Here is a 13,165-nt window from a genome sequence, read left to right as displayed (position 1 = left end):
AGGGCTGAAGGAAACAATGACGCCCGGACCGGTCCGGGCACGTACCCTTTTCTGTTGTGCCGAACGCCAATGAAGACAACTCCAGTGCCCTGACCCAGGTGCAGCACCGCGCAGTCAGTGAACTGCTCCGGGTGTCCCCGGTCGCCGACGATCTCGCCCGCCGATTCAAGGATGCCGGATTCAGTCTTGCCCTGGTCGGCGGCTCGGTCCGGGACGCACTTCTCGGCAGGCTCGGGAACGACCTGGACTTCACGACCGATGCCCGTCCCGAGGACGTCCTCAAGATCGTCCGGCCATGGGCGGACTCGGTGTGGGAGGTCGGGATCGCCTTTGGCACGGTGGGCGCCCAGAAGGACGGCTACCAGATCGAAGTCACCACATACCGGTCCGAGGCGTACGACCGAACCTCGCGCAAGCCGGAAGTTTCCTACGGTGACTCCATCGAGGAGGACCTCGTCCGCCGCGATTTCACGGTCAACGCGATGGCCGTCGCGCTGCCTCAGAAGGACTTCATCGACCCGCACGGCGGCACTGAGGACCTGGCGGAGCGCGTCCTGCGCACCCCTGGAACGCCCGAGGAATCCTTCTCGGACGATCCCCTGCGGATGCTGCGCGCCGCGCGCTTCGCCGCTCAGCTGGACTTCGAAGTGGCCCCCGAGGTCGTCGCGGCGATGACGGAAATGGCCGGCCGGATCGAAATCGTCTCCGCCGAGCGGGTCCGTGAGGAGCTCAACAAGCTCCTGCTCTCCTCGCACCCCAGGAAGGGATTGGCGCTCCTTGTCGACACCGGACTGGCACAGGAGGTCCTTCCCGAGCTTCCCGCGCTCCGGCTCGAAAGTGATGAGCATCACCGTCACAAGGATGTGTACGAGCACTCTCTGACCGTTCTGGAGCAGGCGATCGACCTGGAGGAGGAAGGCCCGGACCTCGTTCTGCGTCTTGCCGCCCTCCTCCATGACATCGGCAAGCCGAGGACCCGGCGCTTCGAGAAGGACGGCCGGGTCTCGTTCCATCACCACGAGGTGGTGGGCGCCAAGATGGTCAAGAAGCGGATGGCCGAACTCAAGTACTCCAACGACATGGTCAAGGACGTCTCGAAGCTGGTGGAGCTGCACTTGCGCTTCCACGGGTACGGCGATGGGGAGTGGACCGACTCGGCGGTCCGCCGCTATGTGCGTGACGCCGGCCCTCTGCTGGAGCGGCTGCACAAGCTCACCCGCTCGGACTGCACCACGCGCAATAAGCGCAAGGCCGCCGCCCTCTCGCGGACCTACGACGCGCTGGAGGAGCGCATCGCTCAGTTGCAGGACAAGGAGGAGCTCGATGCGATCCGGCCGGACCTGGACGGAAACGAGATCATGCAGATCCTGAGCGTCGGACCCGGCCCGGTCATCGGCAAGGCGTATGCGTTCCTGCTGGAACTGCGCCTGGAGAACGGGCCGATGGAGCACGACGAGGCAGTGGCGGAGCTCAAGAAGTGGTGGGAATCGCAGAGCTGAGTCCCGCGAAGACGGTACGGGCCGGGAGGGCTGCCGGTCATGTTTCACGTGAAACATGACCGGCAACGCACACGCCGAGGGCGCTGTTTCACGTGAAACAGCACCCTCGGCCGGTACTGGTTCCGGTTTCGGTTCCGGGGGTCAGCTCGCCGGCTTGACCGGCGCGAGGCGGAACAGGGCCACGGCCACCAAGGCGTAGAGCGCGGCCACTCCGATCACCACCGCGGCGGACTTCCCGTCAGGAGGCAGCATCAGGGCGGAGACCGCGGCGGCGCCCACGAACGCCACGTTGAACAGCACGTCGTAGAGCGAGAAGACCCGGCCGCGGAAGGCATCGTCCACGGACGTCTGCACCACCGTGTCCGTCGCGATCTTCGCCCCCTGGGTGACGAGTCCGAGCACGAACGCGGCGACGAGCATCGGCGCGGGGGCGAACCACAGCCCCAGCGCCGGCACGAGGACAGCGGCCGCCGCCGCGCACACCATCATCCAGCGGAACCGGCCGAGCCGTGCCACGGCCCAGGGAGACAGCACCGCCGCTGCGAAGAACCCGGCACCGGATACGCCCACCGCCAGCCCGAGCAGCGCCAGCCCGTGGGACTCCGTGGTGGCCCAGGCGTACCGGCACAGCATCAGGACCGTCACGGTCAGCGCCCCGTAACAGAAGCGGATCACCGTTATGGCGGCCAGCGCCTGTGCGGCGTGCTTGCGTTCGGCCAGATGCCGCAGTCCGTCGCCGAGCCCGCGGGCGGTCGTGGACAGAGCCTCGCTCAGGCGGAGATGGTCACCGCTCCGCTCCGGTCCGAGCAGTCCGGCGGCAAGGGTCAGGGACGCCACCGCCGAGGCGAAGTAGAGCCCCGCCCCCAGCAGCACCACCGCCGCGTCGGAGTCCGACAGTGCCAGCCGTACGACGAAGGCGAGGCCACCGCCCGCCGTCGCGGCGAGTGTGCCCGCGGTCGGGGAGAGGGAGTTGGCCAGCACCAGCCGGTCCTGGTCGACGACACGCGGAAGCGCAGCGGAGAGGCCGGCCAGGACGAAGCGGTTGACCGCGGTGACACACAGAGCCGAGGCGTAGAAGAGCCAGTCGGGGGCGGAACCGAGGATCAGGAGCGCGGTGCAGCACGCGAACGCGGCGCGCAGCAGATTGCCGTAGAGGAAGACCTGGCGGCGGGGCCAGCGGTCCAGGAGCACTCCGGCGAACGGGCCGATGAGCGAGTAGGGCAGCAGGAGTACGGCCATCGCGGAGGCGATGGCGCCCGCCGACGTCTGTTTCTCCGGGGAGAAGACCACGTGCGTAGCGAGGGCCACCTGATAGACGCCGTCGGCCGACTGGGACAGCACCCTCACGGCCAGCAGGCGGCGGAAGTTCCGGAGACGCAGGAGAACGCGCAGGTCACGCACGACGGGCATGGGAGCAAGGGTCACATACGTTGAGGGTCCCCGGGCGGATTGCCCGGGGACCCTCAACGGTGCGGGAGCCGAGGAGCGTTGCCGCTCCTCGCCTGTGCCGCGCCGACGCGCCTGGGGCCGTCCGTCCGGATTCGGCTTGGAACCGGACCGGAGACCCTATTCAGGTGGCGTCAGTCGGAGACCTCGCCCCTGATGAACTTCTCGACGTTCTCGCGGGCCTCGTCGTCGAAGTACTGGACCGGCGGGGACTTCATGAAGTACGAGGACGCGGAGAGGATCGGGCCGCCGATGCCGCGGTCCTTGGCGATCTTCGCAGCGCGGACGGCGTCGATGATGACACCGGCCGAGTTCGGGGAGTCCCAGACCTCGAGCTTGTACTCCAGGTTCAGCGGAACGTCACCGAAGGCGCGGCCCTCAAGGCGCACGTACGCCCACTTGCGGTCGTCCAGCCAGGCCACGTAGTCCGACGGGCCGATGTGGACGTTGTCCGCACCGAGGTCGCGGTCACGGATCTGCGAGGTGACGGCCTGCGTCTTGGAGATCTTCTTGGACTCAAGGCGCTCACGCTCGAGCATGTTCTTGAAGTCCATGTTGCCGCCGACGTTCAGCTGCATCGTGCGGTCCAGGACAACGCCCCGGTCCTCGAACAGCTTCGCCATCACGCGGTGCGTGATGGTGGCGCCGACCTGCGACTTGATGTCGTCGCCGACGATCGGGACACCGGCCTCGGTGAACTTGTCCGCCCACTCCTTGGTACCGGCGATGAAGACCGGGAGGGCGTTGACGAACGCGACCTTGGCGTCGATGGCGCACTGCGCGTAGAACTTCGCAGCGACCTCGGAGCCGACGGGCAGGTAGCAGACCAGCACGTCGACCTTGCGGTCCTTGAGGATCTGGACGATGTCGACCGGGGCCTCGGCCGACTCCTCGATGGTCTCGCGGTAGTACTTGCCGAGCCCGTCGTGGGTGTGGCCGCGCTGGACGGTCAGTCCGGCGTTCGGCACGTCGCAGAGCTTGATGGTGTTGTTCTCGCTGGCGCCGATGGCGTCCGAGAGGTCGAGGCCGACCTTCTTCGCGTCGACGTCGAAGGCGGCGACGAACTCGACGTCCCGTACGTGGTACTCGCCGAACTGGACGTGCATCAGACCGGGCACCTTGCCGGCCGGATCGGCGTCCTTGTAGTACTCGACGCCCTGGACCAGCGAGGCGGCGCAGTTGCCCACGCCGACGATGGCTACGCGAACCGAACCCATTCCGGTTGCTCCCTGTGTGTAATGGATGTTCCTGATGAGGCCCCCACGGATCTGCGGGGATCTCACTTGGCGGTGTCGCCGGACGGATCCGGCGGGTTGTTACCCCGCCGGGGCAGGCCGTCCGGCTCTCCTGCGGTGTTCTGCTGAGCTGAGCCCTCGGGCGAGGATCGTCGCTGATCCCGTCCCGACCGCTCGCTCTCGATGAGCTCGTTCAGCCAGCGCACTTCGCGCTCCACGGACTCCATGCCGTGTCGCTGAAGCTCAAGTGTGTAGTCGTCGAGACGCTCGCGAGTGCGGGCCAGAGAGGCGCTCATCTTCTCGAGACGCTCCTCCAGTCGGCTGCGACGGCCTTCCAGCACCCGCATGCGCACCTCGCGCTCCGTCTGTCCGAAGAAGGCGAAACGAGCAGCGAAGTGCTCGTCCTCCCAGGAGTCGGGGCCGGTGTGCGAGAGCAGCTCTTCGAAGTGCTCCTTACCTTCCGCCGTCAATCGATAGACGATCTTGGCGCGGCGCCCTGACAGAGAAGAGGAAGGGGCCACCGCGCGGCCGGAGCCGGGCGGAAGGTCTGCCGGAGCGTTTCCCGGCTCCTCGATCAACCAGCCGTTGGCGACCAGCGTCTTGAGGCAGGGATAGAGGGTTCCGTAGCTGAAGGCACGGAAGATCCCCAGTGATGTGTTGAGACGTTTGCGCAGCTCATAGCCGTGCATCGGGGACTCACGGAGCAGTCCGAGGACAGCGAACTCGAGGATGCCGGAGCGTCTGCTCAACCTCGCCTCCTCCTTCTCCGAGTGCTCTCGCTGTCCCTGTGCCGAGCTGATATGCCGAGCCGATGTACCGAGCTGATGTATCGACTCGATACATCAGCACGATAGATCGGACTCTCCGCTGGGGCAAGGGGGGCCTTAGTGAACGGCGTCACATCGCGAATTCTTAGGAACCGACTTGCGTAATTTGAGGTGAAGTTCGGTCCTGGAAGGGTTTTGACCGTGCGTAGTCTGTCCGGCATGCAGACCACCGGGAACCGTGTGACGCCCGACCGCGTCAGTCTCCGCGGACTGACCGGATGCACTGCGGACGAGCCCGTCGCAGGGATGGTCCGTAATTCGGGGGGACCGGATCTCAACTGCCGCTTCCAGGCGTTCTCGCCTGCCCGAGGAGTAGTCGTTCGATGAGCGAGCACCGTCGCAAAACGCCCCAACCGCAAGGTGGCGGGCGCGCCGCGACCAGACGAGCCACCCAGCAGTCCTCAGGACGCCGGGCGGCACCGTCACACGGCGTCACCGAAGAATCACCTTCCGGTCCGTCCGGCGAGGACGCCCCGTACGGCGGCCGTGCCGCCGCGAGACGAGCCGCCCAGCGCGGCGGCGGCGGCCGCGGTGGTTCCGACGGCGGAGGGCGGCGCCGCGGCGGTGGTGACGACGGGGCGGAGGGCCCCGGGCGGGGCCGCGGGCGCGGAAACCAGCGCCCGGTCAAGAAGCGCTTCATCGACTACCCGCGCGCCGGCAAGTACGGCGCGCGGCGCTGGGTGCCGTCGTGGAAGCTGGTCTCCAGCCTGTGCATCGGCTTCGTCGGCCTTCTGATGGGCGTTGCCAGTCTTGCGTACGCGATGGTGACGATGCCCGAGGTGAACAAGGCCGCGAAGGCGGAGAACAACGTCTACTACTGGTCCGACGGCACCCAGATGGTCGCGACAGGTGGTGGGGCGAACCGTCAGGTCATCGCCTACGAGCAGATTCCCGAAGCGATGCGCAGCGCGGTCATCTCGGCGGAGAACAAGACTTTCGAGCACGACAGGGGCATCGACCCGATGGGTATCGGCCGAGCCCTGTGGAACATGGCCAAGGGCGGCCAGACGCAGGGTGGCTCGACCATCACGCAGCAGTATGTGAAGAACTCACGGCTCTCCCAGGAACAGACCCTGAGCCGGAAGGTCGAGGAGCTCTTCATCACGCTGAAGGTCGGCGAGCAGGGTAACAAGAAGGAGGTCATGGCCGGGTACCTCAACGTCTCGTACTACGGGCGGGGAGCCTCCGGTCTCCAGGCAGCGGCCCGTACGTACTACGGCATTGACGCCAAGGATCTGAACCCGAGCCAGTGCGCCTTCCTGGCGACCCTGCTCAAGGGCGCCAGCTACTACGACCCGGCCGGTGCCCCGGAGATCGACGCGAAGGAAGCCACCGCGGACAAGAACCGGGACCGGGCGGAGAAGCGTTGGCGGTGGATCCTCGACGAAGAGGTGAAGGACGGCCGGATGACGAAGGCCGACCGCCTCAAGTACACGAAGTTCCCGATGCCCGATCCGCCGAAGAAGGACGCCCAGCTGGGCGGCCAGACCGGCTACCTGGTCGACCTCGCGAAGTCGTACTTCCTCAACAACAACGACCATGGCGTCACCGAGGAAATGCTCCGCCTGGGCGGGTACGAGATCCACACGACCTTCGACAAGAAGAAGGTCAAGCAGCTCAACGCGGCGGTCAAGAGGGTCTACGACGAGAAGATCGACCCCAAGAAGCGCCCCGACGAGGACACGCACGTCCAGTTCGGTGGCGGGTCGGTCGATCCGGCGACCGGCGCCATCAAGGCGATCTACGGCGGCAAGGACGCGACCCAGCACTACACCAACAACGCGGACCCGACGGGCGCCGCGGTCGGTTCGACGTTCAAGCCCTTCGTGCTGGCCGCTGCCATGGAGTACGGGAGGCGGGACCCCGAGCTCAGCGCGGACCAGAGCGACTCGGCACGCGAGAAGGTCTCGCCGATGAGCATCTACAACGGCGACGACAAGCTGAAGATCAAGAAGTACAACGGTGAGATCTGGACCAACGAGAAGGGCGAGGAGTGGCTGCAGACCAACGATGGGCACCACTCCGAGGGCGACGTCACCCTTCGTAAGGCGATGGAGGTGTCCGCCAACTCCCCCTACGTCCAGCTGGGCATGGACGTGGGCACCGACAAGGTGAAGAAGGCGGCGCTGGCGGCCGGCCTGAAGGACGACAACAACATGGCGAACTCCACCGTTCCGTCGTTCTCCATCGGTACGTCCTCACCCAGTGTGATTCGCATGGCCGGCGCGTACGCCACCTTCGCGGCGAGCGGCCAGCAGCGCGAGCCGTTCTCGGTCACCCAGGTGAAGAAGCTCGGCAGGGTGATGTACCAGCACGAGACGGTCACCAAGCGCGCCTTCGACAATGACGTCGCCGACAACGTGACCGACGTGCTCAAGAACGTCGTCGAGAAGGGCACGGGTACGCCCGCGAAGCTCCCGGGCCGTGATGTGGCGGGCAAGACGGGTACGACGGACGACAACCTCTCCGCCTGGTTCGTCGGCTACACCCCGCAGCTGTCGACCGCGATCAGCATGTACCGGCTGGATGACAACGAGAAGCACAAGAACCGCAAGTTCGAGAAGATGTACGGGACCGGCGGTGAGAAGAAGATCCACGGTGCCTCGTTCCCGGCCCAGATCTGGCACGACTACATGGCCGAAGCGATGAAGAACCAGAAGGTCGTGAAGTTCCCGAAGGCGGAGCCGATCGGCGAGACGCTCTACGGGGGCGGCGCGAGCAGCCCCGAGCCGACGCCGAGCTACACGCCCCCTCCGAGCCCGCCGCCGTCGCCGTCCAAAACACCCAAGCCGAGTACTCCGCCCTCGCCGTCGCCCGACCCGTCCGAGACCTGCGGTACCTGGGACTGGAACTGCCAGAACGACAGCGGCGCTACGTCACAGGGAGGGGACAACGGCGGCGCCGATGGCGGCACGAACGGCGCGGACAACGGCGGCACCGAGGCCGGCACCTCGAACGGGACGTCGGCGGGGAACGGCGATCCCGGCGGCTCCAGCCCGCCCACCAGCGACGGAGGCAACAGCAACAGCAACGGCGACATCTTCGGTGGCCCGCCCGGTTAGCGCCCGGCAGGCAGCGCTCCTCACCCGGCCTGCGGGCCGGGTGAGGCCATCCGAGAGCCGTGTCGAGGGCCGCCGCACCACAGGGTGCGGCGGCCCTCGACGTTCGCACAGTCCGGTACGGCAGGATGTGCGGCATGCCAAGTGCAGAGGACACGAGCGTGCATCAGGAACGGTCCGTCGTACGGCCCACGCATGAGGACGAGGTCGCCGCGGCCGGCAGCGAGCTGATCGGTGGGAGGTCGGGCCGCTGGTCGCGGCTCGGCAGTACCGCACTCACCCCCGTGGGCGCCGTCGCGCTGGTGGCGCTGGGGATGTTCGCGCTCGGCATGGTGCAGAAGCTGCCCTGCTACAACTGGGCCTGGTTCCAGGGCGCCGGCTCCCAGTACACCCACGCCTGCTACTCGGACATTCCGCATCTGTACGCCGGGCGCGGTTTCTCCGACGGCCTGGTGCCCTACTTCGACCGGCTGCCCGGCGATATGCAGTATCTGGAGTACCCCGTGCTGACGGGGGTGTTCATGCAGATCGCCGCCTGGCTGACCCCGGGTGGTTCGATCCAGCACCAGGAGCAGGTGTACTGGCTGGTCAACGCGGGCATGCTGATGATCTGCACCGCGATCATCGCCGTCTGTGTCGCGCGCATCCACCGGCGCCGCCCCTGGGACGGCCTCCTGGTGGCGCTGGCCCCCGCCTTCGCCCTCACCGCCACGATCAACTGGGACCTGCTGGCCGTCGCCCTCACGGCCGCGGCGATGCTCATGTGGTCCAGGAGCCGCCCGCTGGCGTTCGGCATCCTCATCGGGCTGGCCACGGCCGCCAAGCTGTATCCCGTGCTGCTGCTGGGCCCGGCCTTCGTGCTGTGCTGGCGGGCCGGGAAATGGCGGGCGTTCTGGGTGGCGACGCTCGGCGCGGCGGCATCCTGGCTGGTGGTCAACCTGCCGGTGATGGTGTTCGCGCCCGAGGGGTGGAAGAAGTTCTACACCTTCAGCGAGGAGCGCTCGATCGACTTCGGCTCCTTCTGGCTGATCATCACACAGCGCACGGGCGACGCCATCGACGTCAGCACGGTCAACACCGTCTCGACCCTGGCGACGGTCGCGCTGTGCGCCGCCATCGGCGCGCTGACGCTGACAGCGCCGCGCAGGCCCCGGTTCGCGCAGCTCGCGTTCCTCGTCGTCGCGGTGTTCATCCTCGTCAACAAGGTCTATTCACCGCAGTACGTGCTGTGGCTGATCCCCCTCGCCGCGCTGGCCCGGCCGCGCTGGCGGGACTTCCTGATCTGGCAGGCGTGCGAGGTCATGTACTTCCTGGGCATCTGGATGTACCTCGCCTACACGACGAGCGGCGACAAGCACCAGGGGCTGCCGACGGAGGGCTATCAGCTGGCCATCGCCCTGCATCTGCTGGGCACGCTGTACCTCTGCGCCGTGGTCGTGCGCGACATTCTGATGCCGGAGCGGGACGGTGTGCGGCGCGACGGATCGGATGATCCGTCGGGCGGGGTCCTCGACGGGGCGCAGGACGTCTTCGTGCTGGGCCGCGCGGCCGCGCAGCCGCCGCACCATGCCGCGTTCACGGTCGAGGGACCGCGCGTGGAGTGGGGCACCCGGGGCACGCCGGCCGCCGACTGAGCAACGGGACGGGCAAGGCGCCGGGGCCGGCCGCCGCTGCGGCGGCCCCGGCGTGCGTCAGTGGTCGACGAGACGGTCGAACTGCGTGGTGGTGTGGCGCAGGTGGGCCACCAGCTCGTCGCCGACCCTCGGCTCCTCGGCGTCCGAGGGCACGAACAGGATCGACACCTGCATGTGCGGCGGCTCGGCGAACCAGCGCTGCTTGCCGGCCCAGACGAACGGCGACAGATTGCGGTTGACGGTGGCCAGGCCCGCGCGGGCGACGCCCTTGGCGCGCGGCATCACGCCGTGCAGCGCCTTCGGGGCCTCCAGGCCCACCCCGTGCGACGTACCGCCCGCGACGACCACCAGCCAGCCGTCGGAGGCGGCCTTCTGCTGCCGGTAGCCGAACCGGTCGCCCTTGACGACGCGCGTGACGTCGAGCACGGCACCGCGGTACTGCGTCGCCTCGTGATCGCCGAGCCAGAGCCGGGTCCCGATGCGGGCACGGAAGCGGGTCTGCGGGAACTGCTGCTGAAGCCGGCCCAGCTCCTCGGCCCGGAGATGGCTGACGAACATCGTGTGCAGCGGCAGCCGGGCCGCCCGCAGCCGGTCCATCCAGGCGATGACCTCCTCGACCGCGTCCGAGCCGTCGGTGCGGTCCAGCGGCAGGTGCAGGGCGAAGCCTTCGAGCCGTACGTCCTCGATGGCCGCGTGCAGCTGCCCGAGCTCCTCCTCCTTGACGCCGTGCCGCCTCATCGAGCTCATGCACTCGATGACGACGCGGGCGCCCACCAGGGCGTGCACCCCGTCCACGGACGACACGGAACGGACGACCCGGTCGGGCAGCGGCACCGGCTCCTCACCCCGCCGGAACGGTGTGAGCACCAGCAGATCGCCGCTGAACCAGTCCTTGATCCGGGCTGCTTCGTAGGTGGTGCCGACCGCGAGCGTGTCGGAGCCGAAGCGGATCGCCTCGTCGGCCAGCCGTTCGTGGCCGAAGCCGTACCCGTTGCCCTTGCAGACCGGTACGAGGCCGGGGAACTGATCGAGCACGGATTTCTGGTGCGCCCGCCAGCGCGCGGTGTCGACGTACAGGGAGAGCGCCATGGCCGGTCCGGAACCTTTCTGGTGGCTGCGGTGTATCAGAGGTATGAAGAGCTTCTTGAAGAGCCCATTGAAACGAATGAAGCCGGTTTCGTCAGCCTTGTGCCAAGGATCCCTGTGTCACGGATCCCTGTGCCGCGGATCCCTCTGTCGCGGATCAGCGGCGGGACATGTAGATGTCGAGCGCCTTGTGCAGCAGCTTGTTGAGCGGGAAGTCCCACTCACCGAGGTATTCCGCCGCCTGCCCACCGGTACCCACCTTGAACTGGATCAGACCGAAGAGGTGGTCGGTCTCGTCCAGGGAGTCGGAGATGCCGCGCAGGTCGTAGACGGTGGCGCCCATGGCGTACGAGTCACGGAGCATCCGCCACTGCATCGCGTTCGAGGGCCGGACCTCGCGCTTGTGGTTGGCCGATGCGCCGTAGGAGTACCAGACGTGACCGCCGACGATCAGCATGGTCGCGGCCGCGACGTTCTCGCCCTCGTGGCGGGCGAAGTAGAGCCGCATCCGGTTGGGGTCCTCGTTGTTGAGGGCCGTCCACATGCGCTGGAAGTAGCCGAGCGGGCGCGGCCGGAAGTGGTCTCGCTCGGCCGTGATCTCGTACAGCCGCTGCCACTCGGCGAGCTCGGCATAGCTGCCCTGGACGACCTCGACACCGGCCTTCTCGGCCTTCTTGATGTTGCGCCGCCAGAGCTGGTTGAAGCCCTTGTGGACGTCTTCGAGCGAGCGGTTCGCCAGCGGCACCTGGAAGATGTAGCGGGGCTGTACGTCACCGAATCCGGCGCCGCCGTCCTCGCCCTGCTGCCACCCCATCTTCCGCAGCCGGTCCGCGACTTCGAAGGCACGGGGCTCGATATGGGTGGCCTCGACATCGCGCAGGCGCTTCACGTCGGGGTCCTGGATACCGGCCTTGATCGCGTGGGCGTCCCAGCGGCGGATGACGACCGGCGGGCCCATCTTCACCGAGAAGGCGCCCTGCTGCTTGAGATGCGTCAGCATCGGCTGCAGCCAGTCGGCCAGGTTCGGGGCGTACCAGTTGATGACCGGCCCCTCGGGCAGATAAGCGAGGTACCGCTTGATCTTGGGCAGCTGCCTGTAGAGCACCAGGCCGGCGCCGACGAGCTCGCCGCTCTTGTCGAACCAGCCCAGGCTCTCCGAGCGCCACTCGGCCTTCACATCCGCCCATGCCGGGACCTGCATGTGACTCGCCGCGGGCAGACTCTGGATGTACGCCAGATGCTGCTCACGGCTGATGGTCCTCAGGGTCAGGCTCATGCGGGGCGCTCCTCGGCAGGTGTGTCCCCATCGGTCAGGGGCTCCGGCTCTCGCGCCGAAGCCTACTGTGACCGGGAAGCGCGCGGTCTGGCCCTGTCGTACCGGGACGGTTCCGGCCGGTGGGGCAGGGGACGGCGCCGGACTGCGACGCCGTCCCGAGCCCGTGCCGGGACCGCTGATCCCGGCCCGCTCAGCCCACCACGCCGCCGAAGAGGCCACCGTGGGCCATGCCGAGGAAGAACCCGACGGCGGAGGCTCCGATACCGAGGATCAGCAGGAACCTCTCCCGCGTCGTCACGGAGATGTACTGCCCGTACGCACCTGTGAGAATTCCGACGAGCCCGGCCCACGAGCTGATCAGATGCAGGCTGTGGAACATCGCTGTCACGAACGCGAGGATGCCGAGACCCAGCGTCACCAGCATCAGGGCGTCCTGGAGTGGATGGGCCCTGCCGTCCGTGGCGAGGAGTGAAACGGAAGGGCGGGATCGCACTGCGTGTGCCATGGAGTACCTCCTGGCCGAAAGGCGGCGCGTCGTGGCGCCGCTCACACCCGATGTGTACAGATTGCGTCTCCTGACCACCGGATTTCAACCGGAAGCCTCCCTACAGGTACTCTGTACGGTCTGCACCGGTGTCTGCCCAGGCCACCACAGGTCGGCCCCTTCTCGACGGAGGGCGTTGTCAGTGGCGGCTGTTTTACTCGGAGACACTGTTGCTTACGCATCACGACCCTCCTGCCACGGAACGACCGTGGCCGCTGAGTCCAAAGGAGGTGGGTTCCACATGCGTCACTACGAGGTGATGGTCATCCTCGACCCCGATCTCGAGGAGCGAGCAGTCTCCCCGCTGATCGAGAACTTCCTCTCCGTCGTCCGTGAGGGCGAAGGAAAGGTTGAGAAGGTCGACACCTGGGGCCGTCGTCGTCTCGCTTACGAGATCAAGAAGAAGCCCGAGGGCATCTACTCGGTCATCGACCTGCAGGCCGAGCCTGCGGTCGTCAAGGAGCTCGACCGCCAGATGAACCTGAACGAGTCGGTCCTCCGGACCAAGGTCCTCCGTCCCGAGATCCACTGAGCTTCTAGCTCAGTGGTCATCGGGTTC

Annotated in this window: 10 protein-coding genes; 4 read left to right on the top strand and 6 right to left on the bottom strand. The window is 67.3% G+C overall.

Annotated features, from left to right (window positions below; all coding sequences use genetic code 11):
- Window positions 1-56 precede the first annotated feature (56 nt).
- Entirely contained in the window at window positions 57-1,499 is a 1,443-nt protein-coding gene (locus ACZ6S6_RS17495; protein WP_469706146.1) for a CCA tRNA nucleotidyltransferase, read from the top strand.
- A gap of 141 nt (window positions 1,500-1,640) precedes the next feature.
- Here ACZ6S6_RS17495 and ACZ6S6_RS17490 read toward each other — a convergent pair whose 3' ends face one another.
- From ACZ6S6_RS17490 to ACZ6S6_RS17480, 3 genes are all read right to left on the bottom strand, one after another.
- Window positions 1,641-2,909, bottom strand: coding sequence for an MFS transporter (locus ACZ6S6_RS17490; protein ID WP_362953277.1), 1,269 nt, complete (start codon window positions 2,907-2,909; stop codon window positions 1,641-1,643).
- 170 nt (window positions 2,910-3,079) lie between these two features.
- Window positions 3,080-4,162: an inositol-3-phosphate synthase gene (locus tag ACZ6S6_RS17485; RefSeq protein WP_362953276.1), complete on the bottom strand. Its 1,083-nt coding sequence runs from the start codon at window positions 4,160-4,162 to the stop codon at window positions 3,080-3,082.
- Between the two features lie 62 nt (window positions 4,163-4,224).
- A complete protein-coding gene (locus ACZ6S6_RS17480; RefSeq protein WP_362953275.1) occupies window positions 4,225-4,929 on the bottom strand; it encodes a PadR family transcriptional regulator in 705 nt (234 codons plus the stop codon).
- Window positions 4,930-5,330: 401 nt separating this feature from the next.
- On the opposite strand from ACZ6S6_RS17480, the gene ACZ6S6_RS17475 reads away from it, so the two are divergent.
- Entirely contained in the window at window positions 5,331-8,069 is a 2,739-nt protein-coding gene (locus ACZ6S6_RS17475; protein WP_469706145.1) for a transglycosylase domain-containing protein, read from the top strand.
- A gap of 134 nt (window positions 8,070-8,203) precedes the next feature.
- The gene (locus ACZ6S6_RS17470; RefSeq protein WP_362953273.1) at window positions 8,204-9,700 is read left to right on the top strand and encodes a glycosyltransferase family 87 protein; all 1,497 of its coding nucleotides are present in this window, start codon (window positions 8,204-8,206) and stop codon (window positions 9,698-9,700) included.
- 57 nt (window positions 9,701-9,757) lie between these two features.
- On the opposite strand, the gene ACZ6S6_RS17465 is transcribed toward ACZ6S6_RS17470, so the two are convergent.
- The 3 genes from ACZ6S6_RS17465 to ACZ6S6_RS17455 form a co-directional block, all read right to left on the bottom strand.
- Window positions 9,758-10,789, bottom strand: coding sequence for an alanine racemase (locus ACZ6S6_RS17465; protein WP_362953272.1), 1,032 nt, complete (start codon window positions 10,787-10,789; stop codon window positions 9,758-9,760).
- A 154-nt stretch (window positions 10,790-10,943) separates the two neighbouring features.
- Entirely contained in the window at window positions 10,944-12,062 is a 1,119-nt protein-coding gene (locus ACZ6S6_RS17460) for a lipid II:glycine glycyltransferase FemX (protein WP_328696292.1), read from the bottom strand.
- Window positions 12,063-12,252: 190 nt separating this feature from the next.
- Window positions 12,253-12,567 (bottom strand): hypothetical protein, encoded by a 315-nt coding sequence (locus ACZ6S6_RS17455; RefSeq protein ID WP_362953271.1) that lies wholly within the window; start codon window positions 12,565-12,567, stop codon window positions 12,253-12,255.
- A gap of 280 nt (window positions 12,568-12,847) precedes the next feature.
- Between ACZ6S6_RS17455 and rpsF the strand changes: the two genes are divergently transcribed.
- Window positions 12,848-13,138, top strand: a complete 291-nt coding sequence (gene rpsF, locus ACZ6S6_RS17450; protein WP_018101872.1) for a 30S ribosomal protein S6 — start codon at window positions 12,848-12,850, stop codon at window positions 13,136-13,138.
- The last annotated feature ends 27 nt before the right edge of the window (window positions 13,139-13,165 follow it).

The sequence above is a fragment of the Streptomyces sp. NPDC048671 genome, from assembly GCF_055587045.1.
The sequence above is the reverse complement of the archived record's forward strand: the minus strand, read 5'-3'. Positions and strand labels throughout refer to the sequence as shown.